The sequence below is a fragment of the uncultured Pseudomonas sp. genome (assembly GCF_913774235.1).
Classification (GTDB): Bacteria; Pseudomonadota; Gammaproteobacteria; order Pseudomonadales; family Pseudomonadaceae; genus Chryseomonas.
Map to the genome: position 1 here is coordinate 51,624 of NZ_CAJYDW010000002.1, position 15,407 is coordinate 67,030.

15 protein-coding genes are annotated in these 15,407 nt (G+C 66.5%); 13 read left to right on the forward strand and 2 right to left on the reverse strand.

All coding sequences use genetic code 11. From position 1 onward, the window contains the following. Positions 1-18 precede the first annotated feature (18 nt). The 6 genes from QZ471_RS00710 to QZ471_RS00735 all read left to right on the forward strand — a co-directional run bounded on the left by QZ471_RS00710 (position 19) and on the right by QZ471_RS00735 (position 6,575). Positions 19-900 carry a branched-chain amino acid ABC transporter permease gene (locus tag QZ471_RS00710; RefSeq protein WP_295460357.1) on the forward strand — a complete coding sequence of 294 codons (882 nt, stop codon included), beginning with the start codon at positions 19-21 and terminating at the stop codon, positions 898-900. Between the two features lie 11 nt (positions 901-911). Further along, on the forward strand, positions 912-1,958 hold the full coding sequence (locus QZ471_RS00715) for a branched-chain amino acid ABC transporter permease (RefSeq protein ID WP_295460358.1): 1,047 nt from the start codon (positions 912-914) through the stop codon (positions 1,956-1,958). Between the two features lie 57 nt (positions 1,959-2,015). Next, a complete protein-coding gene (locus tag QZ471_RS00720; RefSeq protein WP_295460359.1) occupies positions 2,016-3,338 on the forward strand; it encodes an ABC transporter substrate-binding protein in 1,323 nt (440 codons plus the stop codon). Between the two features lie 3 nt (positions 3,339-3,341). Then, a complete protein-coding gene (locus QZ471_RS00725; RefSeq protein WP_295460360.1) occupies positions 3,342-4,088 on the forward strand; it encodes an ABC transporter ATP-binding protein in 747 nt (248 codons plus the stop codon). 170 nt (positions 4,089-4,258) lie between these two features. Then, complete coding sequence (locus tag QZ471_RS00730) at positions 4,259-5,881, forward strand: methyl-accepting chemotaxis protein (RefSeq protein WP_295460361.1); 1,623 nt, start codon at positions 4,259-4,261, stop codon at positions 5,879-5,881. A 91-nt stretch (positions 5,882-5,972) separates the two neighbouring features. Beyond that, positions 5,973-6,575, forward strand: a complete 603-nt coding sequence (locus QZ471_RS00735; RefSeq protein WP_295460362.1) for a class I SAM-dependent methyltransferase — start codon at positions 5,973-5,975, stop codon at positions 6,573-6,575. A 12-nt stretch (positions 6,576-6,587) separates the two neighbouring features. Here the strand turns inward: QZ471_RS00735 and QZ471_RS00740 are convergent, their stop codons facing one another. Beyond that, on the reverse strand, positions 6,588-7,373 hold the full coding sequence (locus QZ471_RS00740) for a MetQ/NlpA family ABC transporter substrate-binding protein (RefSeq protein ID WP_295460364.1): 786 nt from the start codon (positions 7,371-7,373) through the stop codon (positions 6,588-6,590). A 17-nt stretch (positions 7,374-7,390) separates the two neighbouring features. Next, the gene (locus tag QZ471_RS00745; protein ID WP_295460365.1) at positions 7,391-8,758 is read right to left on the reverse strand and encodes an LLM class flavin-dependent oxidoreductase; all 1,368 of its coding nucleotides are present in this window, start codon (positions 8,756-8,758) and stop codon (positions 7,391-7,393) included. A 260-nt stretch (positions 8,759-9,018) separates the two neighbouring features. On the opposite strand from QZ471_RS00745, the gene QZ471_RS00750 reads away from it, so the two are divergent. From QZ471_RS00750 to QZ471_RS00780, 7 genes are all read left to right on the forward strand, one after another. Then, positions 9,019-10,002, forward strand: coding sequence for an aliphatic sulfonate ABC transporter substrate-binding protein (locus QZ471_RS00750; protein WP_295460366.1), 984 nt, complete (start codon positions 9,019-9,021; stop codon positions 10,000-10,002). A gap of 17 nt (positions 10,003-10,019) precedes the next feature. Further along, positions 10,020-11,018, forward strand: a complete 999-nt coding sequence (locus QZ471_RS00755) for an aliphatic sulfonate ABC transporter substrate-binding protein (protein ID WP_295460367.1) — start codon at positions 10,020-10,022, stop codon at positions 11,016-11,018. An 8-nt stretch (positions 11,019-11,026) separates the two neighbouring features. Next, complete coding sequence (locus QZ471_RS00760) at positions 11,027-11,833, forward strand: ABC transporter permease (RefSeq protein ID WP_295460572.1); 807 nt, start codon at positions 11,027-11,029, stop codon at positions 11,831-11,833. After that, positions 11,833-12,549 (forward strand): ABC transporter ATP-binding protein, encoded by a 717-nt coding sequence (locus tag QZ471_RS00765; RefSeq protein WP_295460368.1) that lies wholly within the window; start codon positions 11,833-11,835, stop codon positions 12,547-12,549. The genes QZ471_RS00760 and QZ471_RS00765 overlap by 1 nt, the downstream gene beginning before the upstream one ends. A gap of 120 nt (positions 12,550-12,669) precedes the next feature. Further along, positions 12,670-13,404 carry a transporter substrate-binding domain-containing protein gene (locus QZ471_RS00770; RefSeq protein WP_295460369.1) on the forward strand — a complete coding sequence of 245 codons (735 nt, stop codon included), beginning with the start codon at positions 12,670-12,672 and terminating at the stop codon, positions 13,402-13,404. Between the two features lie 125 nt (positions 13,405-13,529). Then, positions 13,530-14,213, forward strand: a complete 684-nt coding sequence (locus QZ471_RS00775) for a TerC family protein (protein ID WP_295460371.1) — start codon at positions 13,530-13,532, stop codon at positions 14,211-14,213. 167 nt (positions 14,214-14,380) lie between these two features. After that, positions 14,381-15,388 carry an ABC transporter substrate-binding protein gene (locus QZ471_RS00780; RefSeq protein WP_295460372.1) on the forward strand — a complete coding sequence of 336 codons (1,008 nt, stop codon included), beginning with the start codon at positions 14,381-14,383 and terminating at the stop codon, positions 15,386-15,388. Positions 15,389-15,407 lie beyond the last annotated feature (19 nt).

A 15,407-nucleotide genomic window follows, 5' to 3' on the forward strand; every position in this document is an offset into this window, starting at 1 on the left:
CGCCTAAGGGAGAAAACCATGGCGTTCTTCTTGGAAGTCTTGCTTGGCGGCCTGCTCGCCGGGGTGATGTACGCCCTGGTGGCGCTGGGCTTCGTGCTCATCTACCGGGCTTCCGGCGTATTCAACTTCGCCCAGGGCGCCATGCTGCTGTTCGCCGCCCTGACCTACGTCAGCCTGGTCGAGCGCGGCCTGCCCGGTTGGCTGGCACTGCTGGTCACGGTGGGCGTCATGATCCTGCTGGCGGTGGCGGTGGAGCGCACGGTGCTGCGGCCGCTGGTGAATCGCTCGCCGCTGGTGCTGTTCATGGCCACCCTGGGGCTGGCCTATTTCATCGAGGGCGCGGCCCAGGCGCTGTGGGGGGCCCAGGTCCACGGCCTGGACCTCGGCATCGAGGACAGTCCGTTGGAAGTAGGCGGTCTGCTGCTGTCGACCTTCGACCTGTTCGCGGCGATGGTGGCGGCAGTGCTGGTGGTCGGGCTGTCGCTGCTGTTCGACCGGACGCGGCTGGGCATCTCGCTGCGCGCCGTGGCCGACGATCCCCTGGCGGCCCAGGCCGTGGGCATCCGCCTGCCGCGGATCTGGGCGCTGGTGTGGGCGGTGGCGGGCTGCGTCGGCCTGGTGGCCGGGCTGCTCTGGGGCGCGCGGCTGGGCGTGCAGTTCTCGCTGTCGCTGATCGTGCTCAAGGCCCTGCCGGTGTTGATCATCGGCGGCTTCTCCTCGGTCACCGGGGCCATCGTCGGCGGCCTGCTGATCGGCGCCAGTGAAAAGCTCGCCGAGGTCTATCTTGGCCCCTTCATCGGTAGCGGCATCGAGAACTGGTTTCCCTATGCCTTCGCCCTGGTATTCCTGCTGATTCGACCGGTCGGCCTGTTCGGCGAACCCACGGTCGAGCGCGTCTAGAGGATTCACTCATGACCACCTCCGTCGACGCGCTGGCCGCGCGTCCGCTGTCTCCCCGTGCGCCCGCGATTCGGCCGGCGCGCCTGGTATTGGCTGCCATTCTGGCCTTGGCCTTTGGCGTGCTGCCCTGGGTGGGCAATGACTATCTGTTCAATGCCCTGCTGATTCCCTTCCTGGTGCTGGCCCTGGCCGGGTTGGGACTGAATCTGCTCACCGGCTACGCCGGGCAGCTGTCGCTGGGTTCGGCCGCCTTCATGGCGGTGGGCGCCTTCACCACCTACAACCTGCAGGTACGCCTCGGCTGGCCGCTGCCGCTGTGCCTGTTCGCCGGTGGCCTGCTGGCGGCCCTGGTCTCCCTGCTGTTCGGCCTGCCCAGTCTGAGGATTCGCGGCTTCTACCTGATCGTCTCCAGCCTGGCCGCACAATTCTTCATCCTCTGGGCGCTGACCCGCTTCGACTGGTTCTCCCATGGCAACGCCTCGGGCGTCATCAGCGCGCCACCCCTGGTGCTGCTGGGCTATGACTTCGCGGGGCCACTGGGCCGCTATCTGGCCACCCTGGTGGTGACACTCGTGCTCTTCGCCCTGGCCGCGCGCCTGGTGCACGGCGAACTGGGCCGCACCTGGATGGCGGTACGCGATCGCGAGACGGCCGCCGCGGTGATGGGGCTGTCGGTGGTGCGGGCCAAGCTGCTGGCCTTCGCCTTCAGCGGCTTCTACCTGGGCATCGCCGGAGCACTCTGGGCCTTCACCTACCTGGGTACCGTGGAGCCCAACGGCTTCGACCTGAGTCGCTCCTTCCAGATTCTCTTCATCGTCATCCTCGGCGGCCTGGGCAGCCTCGCCGGCAGCCTCTATGGCGCGGCCTTCATCGTCTTGTTCCCGCTGTTGCTCTCCAACCTGGCCGGCTGGTTGCCGGGCGATCTCATCGCCGCGGGTCAGCTGGAGAACCTGCAGAAGATGGTCTTCGGCGCCCTGATCATCCTGGTGCTGATCAAGGAACCCGAGGGCCTGGCCCGCCTCGCCACCCGCGCCTGGCAACGCCTGCGTCGCGCCTGACCCCTTTCGCCGGCGGGAAGGCTCGCCGGCCCAACACCCCCAACAAGGAAAGTCTCCATGTTCAAACGTCATCTGCTCGGCAGCCTCGTCCTGGCCCTGGGCCTCACCACCCTCGGCCCGGTCCAGGCCGCCGGCGAGCAATATTTCCCGCTGCAGAGCTATCGCGTCGGCCCCTATGCCGCCGGCGGCACCGGCTTCTTCGGCGGTTTCATCGACTACATGAAGTACGTCAACGCCAACGGTGGCGTGAATGGCGTCAAGCTGGTGTGGAGCGAGTGCGAGACCGAGTACATCGTCGAGAAGGGCGTGGAGTGCTACGAGCGCTTGAAGAACGGCCATGACGGCGCGCCCGCCGCGGCCACCAATCCGCTGTCGGTGGGCATCGCCTACGCCACCCTGGAGAGGTCCACCGCCGACCACCTGCCGCTGATCACCATCAACCACGGTCGTACCGATTCCACCGACGGCAGCGTCTTCCCCTATGTCTTCCCGCTGCAGCTCAATCCCTATTCGGAGGTCTCGGCCATCCTCAACTGGATCGCCCAGCAGGGTGGTGGAGTCGACAGCCTCAAGGGCAAGAAGATCGTCACCCTCTACCACGGTTCGCCCTACGGCAAGGAGACCAACGAGGTGCTGCAGAAGCTGGCGGATCGCTACGGCTTCGAGTTGACCCTGCTGGAGGTGCCCCATCCGGGTAACGAGCAGCAGTCCCAGTGGCTCAACATCCGCCGCATCAAGCCCGACTGGGTGATCCTACGCGGCTGGGGCGTGATGAATCCGGTGGCGATCAAGACCGCGCAGAAGGTGGGGTTCCCGGTCGACCACATCATCGGCAACATCTGGAGCAACTCCGAGGAAGACGTCCGCCCGGCCGGGGCGGCGGCCAAGGGCTTCTTGGCCATCACCACCCACCCCTCGGGTACCGACTTCCCGGTGTTGCAGGGCATCGAACGCGACGTGGTGGCCAAGGGGCAGAGCGACCTGGCCGATCCCAAGCGCTTCGGTACCGTCTACTACAACCTCGGGGTGGTCAACGGCATCCTCAACGTCGAGGCGCTGCGCCTGGCCCAGGCCAAGTATGGCGACAAGCCCCTCAGCGGCGAGCAGGTGCGCTGGGGCTTCGAACATTTGAACCTGGACGATGCCCGCCTGCAGGCCCTGGGCGCCAAGGGTCTGGTGCAGCCGCTCAAGCTCTCCTGCGCCGACCACGAAGGCGGTGGCGCCATCCGTATCCAGCAGTGGGATGGCGAGAAGTGGAAACTGGTGAGCGACTGGGTACAGGCCGACCGCGCCTTCCTGCGGCCGATCATCGAGGCCTCGGCGCAGCAATACGCCAAGGAAAAGGGCATCACCCCGCGTGATTGCAGCAAGGAGAGCTGATTCATGACCACCACCCCCTTGCTGGCGGTTGACGCCATCGAAGTCCGCTACGACCAGGCGATCCTCGCCGTCAGCGGGGTCAGCCTGGAAGTCCAGCCGGGGCAGGTGGTGGCCTTGCTGGGCGCCAATGGCGCAGGCAAGAGCACCACGCTCAAGGCCATCTCCGGGCTGCTCGGCGCCCAGCGCGGCCAGCTCGTGAGCGGCACCATCCGCTACCAGGGCCAGGATCTGGCCGGCCAGGCACCGGATACCCGGGTGCGTGCCGGGCTGGTCCAGGTGCTGGAGGGTCGCCACTGTTTCGGGCGATTGAGCGTGGAAGAGAATCTGCTCAGCGGCGGCTTCGTCCGCCGCCTGGGCCGGGGCGTCCAGCGCACCGAGCTGGAGCGGATCTATGCCTGGTTTCCGCGCCTGGCTGCCAAGCGCAAGCAACTGGCGGGTCTGACCTCGGGCGGCGAGCAGCAGATGATCGCTCTGGGCCGCGCGCTCATGGCGCGGCCCCGCCTGCTGCTGCTTGACGAACCCTCCATGGGCCTGGCGCCCCTGGTGGTGGAAGAGATCTTCGCCAGCGTCGCCCGGCTAAACCGGGAGGATGGGTTGAGCGTGCTGATGGCCGAGCAGAACAGCGCCATCGCTCTGGACTATGCCCACCAGGCCTTCGTGCTGGAAAGCGGCCGAGTGGTGCAGGCGGGGGTTCCCGGCGAGAGCCTGACGCGGGAGGCGGTGCAGGCGGCCTATCTCGGGGTGGGTTGAGCCAACGCGCGTCTGGTGGCACGAAGTCTTCTCCCAGTGTGCGCGCGACAGAAAGCGACTGGACGATAATCGCCCGGAACCCGCAAATCAGCGGCATCCGGACGTTCAAGTCGGCGCCATTGGGGTCGATAGCTGAGAGGTCAACCAATTAGCTTTCCTGGGAAGCCTCTATGAATTCCAATAACTACAGCATAGGCACTCGGGCAGGACTGAGCTTTGCGGTCATCGCCGCGCTGGTGCTCCTGCTCGGTCTGTTCGGTCTCTACAATGCTCACTCGCTGCGCAGCGCGCTGATCCATACCGAAGACGTCTCCCTGGCGGGTAGTCGCTCGCTGGCACAGATCCGCGACAACCAGTTGGGTATCCGGGTCATCACACTGCGCATGATGCTCAATCGCGAGCCTGCCGTGCTCCAGCCCACCGTGGACCGGCTCCAGGTATTGCTCGGCCTGTTGGACAAGGCCATGCAGGACTACCGCAAGGTGGTGACCGACCAGGGTCGCCCCAGCTTCGAACAACTTGACGCCACCATCGGCAACTACCGAACCCTGCTTGGCCAGTATCGTACCCTGTCAGACCAGGGTGATCTGGACGGTATGCGCGCGCTGCTCAATGGCGGCATCCAGGACGCCTCGAACAAGACCGGCGATCTGTTCAACGCCCTGCTCAAGACCAACGTCGAGGAAAGCAACGCCTACACCGCAGAGGCCACCCAACGCTACCAGGCCATCTGGTTCGGTTCGCTGACGGTGCTGGGCGTGGCCCTGCTGCTGACCATCGCGCTGGCCTGGGGCCTGACCCGCAGCATCGTCAAGCCGCTGCGCGCGGCCATCTCGGCGGCGCGCTCCATGGCCGACGGCGATCTGCGCCAGACCCTGCAGGTGCAGGGCCGTGACGAACCCTCGCAACTGCTCGAGGCCCTCGCCGGCATGCAGGCGAGCCTGCGCCAGGCGCTGGGGCTGATCAACGCTACCTCGGACCAGCTGGGCAGTGCCTGCGGGGAAGTCAGTCGCATCACCCAGCGCAACCTGGGCGAAGTAGCGCAGCAGCACGACGAAATCCAGCAGGCCGCCACGGCGGTCAACGAAATGACCGCTGCCGTGGAAGAGGTGGCTGGCAATGCCGTGTCCACTTCCCAGGCGTCCGACGACTCCCAACGGATCGCCCAGCGGGGTAGCCAGCAGGTACAGCACACCCTCTCCACCATTCGTACCCTGGGGCAGGGGATGGACGAGGCGTCGACTGACATCGAGCAATTGGCCGAAGAGTCGCAGAAGATCGGGACGGTGCTGGACGTGATCCGCGCCATCGCCGAGCAGACCAACCTGCTGGCGCTCAACGCGGCCATCGAAGCCGCGCGGGCTGGCGATGCCGGCCGTGGTTTCGCCGTAGTCGCCGACGAGGTTCGCGCCTTGGCCGGACGTACCCAGAGCTCAACCGCCGAGATCGAGCAGATGGTCTCGCGGATACAGAACGGCACTCGGCAGGCGGTGGATGCCATGCAAAGCGGCACGCGCCAGGTGAGCGAGAGCCTGGTCAGCGCCGAGGCCAGTGGCCAGGCCTTGGAGGAGATCAACCAGGCGATCGTCGCCATCCATGAGCGCAACCTGGTGATCGCCAGCGCCGCCGAGGAGCAGGCCCAGGTCGCCCGGGAAATCGACCGCAACCTGGTGAACATCCGCGATCTCTCGGTGCGCAACTCGGACGCCTCGTCCCAGGTGGGCAAAGCCATCGACGAATTGAACGGGACCTCGGGTGAGTTGCAGCGAATGCTGCATCGCTTTCAGTTCTGAGGCGTGACCGAAGTCCGGTTAAGCCTGCTCCAGGCTCCCGCTCCCGTTGCTACCCTGGGCTGATCTTCCAGGGCAGCAACGGGATTTCGCCGTGAACAAGACCTCCTACAACGCCGTCGCCGATACCTTCCGCCAGGCCAGGATAAACCTCAGCGCCGACGAAGGCCGTTATCTGGACGTGCTGCTGGAACACCTACCGCCCGGCTCGACGCTGCTCGATTTGGGCTGCGGTACAGGAACGCCGGTCGCGGCGGCCATCATCGCCCGGGGGCATCGCGTCCTTGGCGTAGATCAGGCGGCCGCCATGCTGGCCCATGCCCGCCGGGAATTCCCCAAGCAGCGCTGGATCGAGGCGCGTCTGGAAAGCTATGCCTGCGCCGAACCCTACCAGGGCGCGCTGCTCTGGGATTCACTGTTCCATCTGGAGCGCCAGTGGCATGCCGTCGTCCTCGGCCGGGTGATCGCCGGACTGCCGCGGGGCGGGCGGCTGATGCTGACCTCGGGCGGTTCGGCGAGCGAGGCCTTCGTCGACCACATGTTCGATCAGCCGTTCTTCTACGACTCCCATCCTCCCGAGGTGCTGCGTGAGCTCTTGCTGACGCAGGGCACGCGTATCCTCGTCGAGGAATTCCTGGACCTGCCCGACGGCGAGCGCAACAAGGGGCGCTGCGCCTTCGTCGTCGAGAAGCTCTGATCAGCGGGCACGCTACTCTTTCCACCCCGGTTGGTAGAGCGTGCCGTGGGCCTGGTCCAGGGCGGCACGGACCTTGGGTGAGTGCTGGTAGATATCGATCAGCTTGGCCAGCCGCGGATCGTCCTTGTTGTCCGGGCGGGCGACGAACTGAATGACGTACTCGGGATGGTCGAGACCGTCGAAGAGCAGCGCCTGGTTGGGGTCGATGGTCTTGGCCAGGCGCAGGTAGTGCGGATAGCCCTGGGCCACGTCGACGTCATCCAGGGAGCGGGCCAACTGCACGGCCTCCAGCTCGACGATCTGAATGTCGCGCGGATTGCTGGTGATGTCGGCCAGGGTGGCGTGGTAGCCGACGCCGGGTTTGAGGGTGATGAAGCCGGCCTTCTCCAGCAGCAACAAACCGCGACCGCCGTTGATGGCGTCGTTGGCGATGGCCACTCGCGCGCCCTTGGGTACCTCGGCCAGGGTCTTGTACTTCTTCGAATAGAGTCCGACGTTGTTGATGATCCCTGGTGCCACCGCCACCAGGTCGTAGCCGGCGGTGCGCTTGGCGTTCTCCAGGAAGGGGATGTGCTGGTAGTAGTTGGCGTCGATGTCGCGGTTGGCGAGGCTGGTGTTGGGCGCGATCCAGTCGCTGAATTCGACGATTTCCACGTCCACCCCGGCGGCCTTGGCCTCCTGCACCGCCACTTCAAGCGGTGGCGCGAAGGCGGCGGTGGTGCCGATCTTGAGCGGATCGGCCAGGGCTACGGTGCTGAGGAGACCGAGGGCGAAGAGCAGGGGTTTGAGGCGGGTCATGAGGCGTCCTTGAGGGTTCAGTCCTGGCGGAAACGGCTGCCGAAATGGCGGGCGTCGAGGTGGTCGCCGCGGCCGAACAGCTTGTGTCTGAAGCTGCCCTCGGCGTAGGCGGTCTTGTAGCGACCCCGGCTCTGTAGCTCCGGGATCACCAGGTCGATGAAGTCGCTATAGCACTCGGGGGTGACGGTGCGGGCCAGGTTGAAGCCGTCCAGCCCGGTCTCGTCGATCCAGCCGAGCAGGGCATCGGCCACCTGCTGAGGATCGCCGACCAGGGCGGTGTAGCGCCCGCCCAGGGCGTGCTGCTCTAGCAGCTTGCGGCGGGTCCAGCCGGCGTCCTTGGCGACCAGGCGCTTGAGCGCCGATTCGATGGCCTCGGTCTTTTGCGGGCGGATGGGTTCGTCGAGGTCGTAGGCGGCGAGATCTATGCCGACCGAGGCCGAATGGTGGGCGACCCCGGCCTCGGGGCTGGCGTAGCTCAGGTATTCAGCATGCTTGTCGCGGGCCTCGGCAGCGGTGGGCGCGACGATCACCGTCAGGCCCATGAACAGCTTCACGTCATCCGCGCGCCGGCCGGCTGCCACCGCCGCGCCTCGGACTCGTTCGACCTGGGCGCGGGTGGCGGCCTGATCCTGTCCGGAGATGAACACGCATTCGGCATGGCGCCCGGCGAAGGCCAAGCCGCGATCCGAGGAACCCGCCTGGAATAGCACCGGGGTGCGTTGCCGCGAGGGCTCGCAGAGGTGATAGCCCTCGACGTCGAAGAATTCGCCGTGGTGCTCGACCTTGCGCACCCGCTCGGGACGGGCATAGATCCGCTGGACGCGATCCCGGACCACGGCATCGTCGGCCCAACTGCCTTCGAGCAGCTTGTAGAGGACTTCCAGGTATTCGTCGGCCTGATCGTAGCGGCGGTCATGGGCGATCTGGCGGTCCAGGCCCATGGCGCGGGCGGCGCTGTCCAGATAGCCGGTGACGATGTTCCAGCCGACGCGGCCTTCGCTCAGGTGATCCAGGGTGGAAAGGCGGCGAGCGAAGGGATAGGGCGGCTCGTAGGTGAGGTTGGCGGTGAGGCCGAAACCCAGGTGCCGGGTGCTGGCAGCCATAGCCGAGACCAGCAGAAAGGGATCGTTGACCGGCAGCTGGATGGATTCGCGCAGGGTCAGATCGACGTTGCCGCCATAGACGTCGTAGACACCGAGAATGTCGGCGATGAACAGGCCATCGAACAGGCCGCGCTCCAGCAGCTGGGCCAGCTCGGTCCAGTAACCGAGGCTGTGATAGTGGCTGGAGGTATCGCGCGGGTGGGTCCAGAGACCGTGGTTGATGTGACCCACGGTATTCATGTTGAAGGCGTTGAGCAGCACCTGCTTGGCGGGAGCGCTCATGGCGCGGGCGCCTGCGCAGGGTTGAAGGTCCGGAGCACGGCCATGGGATCCTCGGAGTCAAGGCAAGAAGAGAGATTCCGGTGGTCCGGTGGTTATACGGTAGCCTCAAGATCCAGACAGTTTTAAATAGCCTTTCGGAATAACGTTAGGCTGCTGGCAGTGCCGTGCGGCCCTCTAAATAAATTCCAAATCGGTATTAAGCTGACGTTTGCTTATTCCTTATCTTGGCCGGCATCCATTCGCCGCTCGCCGAGGAATCCATGGCCGCCGTCCGTTTTTCACCAGGCTCACGCCTGCGCCAGGGGCTGCTCGCCCTAGGCTTGCTGGGCCTCGCCTGCGCCGTCCAGGCCGATACCGCCCTGCGCATCGGCTATCAGAAATCTTCCACCCTGTTGGTGCTGCTCAAGGAGCAGGGCACCCTGGAACGGGATCTGGCAGCCAAGGGCATCACCGTCAGCTGGCATGAGTTCTCCAGCGGCCTGCCGCTGCTGGAGTCCCTCAACGTCGGCAACGTGGATCTCTCCGCCGACGTCGCCGACACCGTGCCGGTGTTCGCCCTGGCGGCGGGCGCCAAGCTCACCTATTTCGCCCGGGAAACGCCGTCGCCCCAGGCCCAGGCCATCCTGGTCCCGGAGGGCTCGTCGCTGAAGACCCTTGCCGACCTCAAGGGCAAGCGCATCGCCGTCACCAAGGCTGCCGGTAGCCACTACCTGCTGATCGCCGCCTTGCAGAAAGCCGGTCTGACCTTCGCCGACATCCAGCCGGCCTATCTCACCCCGGCGGACGGTCGTGCTGCCCTGGAGAACGGCAAGGTGGACGCCTGGGTGACCTGGGAGCCCTTCGTCGCCAGCGCCCAGCGCCAGCAGCACGTCCGCATCCTCGCCTCCGGCGAGGGCCTGGCCAGCTACCAGCGCTACTACCTGGCGGCCACCCCCTATGCCCAGGCCCATCCCGAGGTGCTGAGCCTGGTGTTCGCCGAGCTGCAGCGCACGGGGCAGTGGGTGAAGCAACACCCCGCCGAGGCGGCACGCATTCTCGGTCCGCAGTGGGGTCGCCTGGACGAGGCCACCGTGGAGCTGGCCAACGGCCGCCGCACCTACGATGTCCAGCCGGTCAGCCGCGCCGCCCTCGGCGAGCAGCAGCGCATCGCCGATGCCTTCCACGCCGCCAAGCTGCTGCCCACCGCGGTGGACGCCAGCGCCGTGGACCTCTGGACCCCCAGTGCCCCCCTGACCTCCCGCTAGCCGAAAAGGAACTCGAAATGCACAAGACCACGCTACGCTGGGCCGCCGGCCTGGCCCTGTTCGGCAGCGCGCTGCTGGCGCAGGCCGCTGCGCCCCAGGAGGTCCGCCTGGACTACGCCTACTACGCCCCTACCAGCCTGGTGCTCAAGGAGCAGGGGCTGCTGGAGAAGCGCCTCGCCAACCAGGGCATCGCCGTGCGCTGGGTGTTCAGTCAGGGCAGCAACCGCTCACTGGAATACCTCAACAGCGGCAGTACCGATTTCGCCTCCACCGCAGGACTTGCCGCACTGCTCAGCCGCGCCAATGGCGCCCCGATCGAAACCCTGTATCTCGCCAGTCGTCCGGAGTGGACGGCCCTGGTGGTGCCCAAGGATTCGCCGCTCAAGTCCCTGGCCGATCTCAAGGGCAAGAAGATCGCCGCGACCAAGGGGACCGATCCCTATCTGTTCCTGCTGCGCAGCCTGCGCGAAGCGGGCCTGAAGAAGGGCGACGTGGAAATCGTCCACCTGCAGCACCCGGACGGTCGCGCCGCTCTGGAGCGTGGCCAGGTGGATGCCTGGGCCGGTCTCGATCCGCACATGGCCGCCAGCGAGTTGCAAGCCGGTTCGCGGCTGCTCTATCGCAATCTCGACTTCAACAGCTATGGCGTGCTGAGCACCACCGAGGCCTTCGCCAAGGCCCAGCCGGAGCTGGTCAAGGCGGTGCTGGGCGCCTACGAAGATGCCCGCCACTGGACCCTGGCGCATCCCCAGGAGACCGCCGAGTTGCTGGCCAAGGCGTCCGGCCTGCCGCTGGAGGTCGCCCAGCGCCAGCTCGCGCGTACCGATTTCAGCCAGCCACTGCCGGGGCCGCAGTTCGTCGCCGCGCTCAAGGGCGCCGCGCCGCTATTGGGTGAAGAGGGCCTGGTGCGACCCGGCGTGGACGCCGTGGCGGCAGTCGATGCCCTGGTCCAGCCCGCGTTGGCCCAGGCGGTGATCGAGAACAAGCAGCCGGTGGCCCAGGTGGCTGCACCGTGAGCGATGAACTGACCCAGGCCGCTCCACTCGGCCAAGGTCCCAGCGTCGTACGGGCTGGCAATGGCCGTTGGCGTGGCGCCGTGCTGCCCCTGGGGCTGGTCGTCGTGTTGGAGGCGGTGGTCCGCCTCGGCTGGCTGCCGGCCTACCAGATGCCGCCGCCCAGTGAGGTGCTGCGCACGCTCTGGGTGCTGGGGGAAGGGGAGTTGTGGCGGCATCTGGCGGCCAGTCTGGCGCGAGTCGCCAGTGGCTTCGCCCTGGGCGCGGGCCTGGCGCTGCTGATCGGCGCCTGGGTAGGGCTGTCGCGCCGCGCCGAGGCCTATCTCGATCCGCTGTTCCAGGCGCTACGCGCCATTCCCAGCCTGGCCTGGGTGCCCCTGTTGTTGCTCTGGCTGGGTATCGATGAAACGCCCAAGATCGTGTTGATCGCCCTGGGCGCCTTCTTTCCGCTGTACCTCGCCCTGGTCAGCGGCATCCGCGACGTGGATCGCCGTCTGGTAGAGGTAGGCCGACTCTATCGCCTGTCGCGCCCGGCGCTGATCCGCCGCATCCTGCTGCCGGCCGCCTTGCCGAGTCTGTTCACCGGCCTGCGTGGGGCCCTGAGCATGAGCTGGATGTTCCTGGTGGCGGCCGAGCTGATCGCTGCCACCGCCGGTCTCGGCTATCTGCTCAGTGACGGCCGGGAGACCTCGCGGCCGGACGTGGTCATCGCCGCCATCCTGGTGCTGGCGGTACTCGGCAAGCTCAGCGACGAACTCTTGGTGCGTCTGGAACGCCGGGCGCTGGCCTGGCGCGACACCTACCAGGGAGGCCAGTGATGAGCGAACCCCTGCTGTCCCTCGAGCGCATCGGCAAGGCCTTCGCCGGGCGCCGGGTGCTGGAAGGTGTCGACGTGGCCCTGGCTGCCGGCGAGGTGGTCAGCCTGCTGGGTGCCAGTGGCTGCGGCAAGAGCACCCTGCTGCGCATCGCCGCCGGGCTGGACGACGATTTCAGTGGCCGCATGACCCTGGCGGCGGCCAGTCATGGCGTCGGCGTGGTGTTCCAGGAACCGCGGCTGATGCCCTGGCTGGACGTCACCGCCAACGTCGGCTTCGCCGACGGCGCGCGGGCCGATCGTGCCTGGATCGAACAACTGCTGCGCGATGTCGGGCTGGAGGGGCAGGGCGCGCTGTTGCCCAAACAGCTATCCGGCGGCATGGCCCAGCGTGTCGCCATCGCCCGCGGGCTCTATGGCCGCCCGCGGCTGCTGTTGCTCGACGAGCCCTTCAGCGCGGTGGATGCCTTCACCCGCTGGCAACTGCAGGACCTGGTGCTGCGCCTGGTGGCCCGGTACCACATCGGCGTGCTGTTGGTGACCCACGATCTGGACGAGGCTTTCTACCTGGGCGACCGCGTCCTGGTCCTGGGTGGCGCGCCCTCCCGCGTGCAACGCCGCTTCGCCGTCGCCGCCCCTCACCCTCGCGAACGACGGGCGCCTGCCTTGCTGGCCCAGGCGGCCGAGGCCTACGAGGCATTACAGCGACTGCGCGCCTGATCGCACTACCGCCGAAAGCGCCACCTTGAGGCGTGCGCAATCCGGCGGGAGCGGGCAGTATCGAGGGCCGGCGGTGCCCTGATGCCGTCTACCTCAACTCGATGCTTTCCAGGAGCCTCTATGACCCCCTCTGCAGAGACAATGGCCGAACTGGCCCCCCGCGGCGTTCTCCGTGCAGCGATCAACTACGGCAATACCGTCCTGGCTCAGCGCGGCGCCGATGGTCAGCCGGTCGGCGTTTCGGTGGCCCTGGCCAAGGCCTTGGCCGAGCGCCTGGGCGTACCGGTGGAGTTCATCACCTACGATGCCGCCGGCAAGGTCTTCGCCGCCCTGGAACAGCAGGCCTGGGATCTGGCCTTCCTCGCCATCGAACCGGTGCGCGCCGCCCAGATCGCCTTCAGCGAGCCCTACGTCATCATCGAGGGCACCTATCTGTTGCGCGCGGATGATCCGGCGCAGCGAGTCGCCGAGCTGGACAGTGCCGGACGGCGCATCGCCGTCGGCCAGGGCGCTGCCTACGATCTCTACCTGAGCCGGACCCTGACCCAGGCGGAGCTGGTGCGGTCGTCCACCTCGGCGCTCGCCATCGAGGACTTCGTCGCCCAGCGGCTGGACGCGGCGGCCGGGGTGAGGCAACCCCTCGAAGCCTACGCCGCCGCCCACCCGGGCTATCGAGTGATGGCCGACAGCTTCACCGAGATTCGCCAGGCCATGGCGGTGCCCAAGGGACACGAGGCGGCAGCGGCCTATGTACAGGCGTTTCTCGACGAACAGCTGCGCAATGGTTTCGTTGCCCGGGAGCTGGCTGCCACCGGGCAGGGTGATGTCCGTCTCGGTACGCCCGCGAGCAATTGATCGGCGCCTCCCAGGCGGAGCGGGGAGCGGGTGTGGATTCGGTGCCCCTTTGGGCGGTGGGATGAAATCATTACCGCATCCTGCTGCCAAATAGGCGTGCTCAACGCTTCGCTCCGAGGTTTCCCTTGCTCGCCACCCTGTCCGATCCCGCCTTTCTCACCGGTCTGCTGCAGATCGTCATCATCGATATCCTGCTCGGTGGCGATAACGCCGTGGTGATCGCCCTGGCCTGTCGGCGGTTGCCCGAGGCCCAGCGCCGCAAGGCCATCCTCGGCGGCGTCGCCGGCGCCGTGCTCCTGCGCATCCTGCTGCTGTTCGTCGCCAGTTATGTACTGGGCTGGCCGCTGCTCAAGGTGGTCGGTGGCGTGCTGCTGCTGTGGATCGGCATCAAGCTGCTGCTGCCTGACGAGGACGAGGCCAACGTCAAGGCTGGTACCACCCTGGGGCAGGCCATCTGGATCATCATGGTGGCCGACGTGGTGATGAGCCTGGACAACGTCATCGCCGTGGCTGGTGCGGCCCAGGGGCACCTGGGCCTGGCCATCACCGGGGTGCTCATCAGCATTCCTATCATCATCTTCGGCAGCCAGCTCATCCTGAAGCTCATGGAAAAGTTTCGCTGGCTGGTGATGGCCGGCGCAGCCCTGCTGGGCTGGATCGCCGGTAAGCTGATCGCCAGCGACGAATGGCTGCAGGGCTTGCTCGGCACCGGCGACTGGCACTGGGCACCCTATGTGGCTGGGGCGATCGGTGTAGCCTTCGTGCTCGTCATGGGTCAGTTGCTGGCGCGGCGCGCGGTCACGGCCTGAGGCTCGCGGATCGCTTCAGCTTCATATCGCGGCAGACTTGCAGGGCGGTCTGCCTCTGGCATACGCCGTCACTGCATATCGTTAGATAAAATCCGTCTTTACCAAAAGTTATAACAGCTCATTAGCCTATAACGCTTTCGGGTAGCCAGTCGGCACGGAGCGGGATGATGAGCAGGGTAGGGAAGGGATTGGCGGTTGTCGCCGCCGTGGCCGGCGTCCTCGGGTTCGCCGGTAGCGCCGCAGCCGAGGGCAAGATCAGCATTGCCCAGCAATTCGGTATCGGCTACCTGATCCTCGACGTGGTGCGCGATCAGCAGTTGATCGAGAAGCATGGCAAGGCCGCCGGCCTTGACATCAAGGTGGACTGGAACAGTATCTCCGGCGCCACCGCCATGAACGAAGCGCTGCTGGCCGGCGCGCTGGACGTGGTCTCCGCCGGAGTGCCGCCGATGCTGACCGTCTGGGATCGCACCCGCGGACGGCAGAACGTCAAGGCCATCGCCGCCCTGGGCGCCATGCCCAACTACCTGCTGAGCAATCGTGCCGAGGTCAAGTCGATCAAGGACCTGACCGATCAGGATCGCATCGCCGTACCGGCGGCGGGCGTGGGCTTCCAGTCGCGCACCCTGCAGATCGAGACCGCCAAGGTCTTCGGCGATGCCCAATACAAGAAATTCGATGCCATCAGCGTGAGCCTGCCGCATCCCGATGCCAGTGCCGCCCTGATGGCCGGCGGGTCGGAGATCACTACCCATTTCTCCAGCCCGCCGTTCCAGTACCAGGCGCTGGAGAATCCCAAGGTCCACCGCATCCTCAGCAGCTACGACGTGCTCGGCGGGCCGGGCACCTTCAACGTGCTCTACACCACCGAGAAATTCCACGACGAGAATCCCAAGACCTACCGCGCCTTCTACGATGCCCTGGTGGAAGCCGCCGCCTTCATCCGCGCTAACAAGGCCGCTGCGGCCGAGGTGTACATCCGGGTGGAGAACTCCAAGCTGCCGCTGGCCCTGGTGCAGCGCATCGTCGAGGACCCGGAGATCGATTTTACCGTCGAGCCGCAGCGCACCTTCGTCTACGCCCAGAAGCTGCACGAGCTGGGTGTGCTGAAACACCAGGCTGCCTCCTGGCAGGACTATTTCTTCCCTGAAGCCCACGAGCGTCCCGGCAGCTGAGCCGGACCACCAAGGAGAA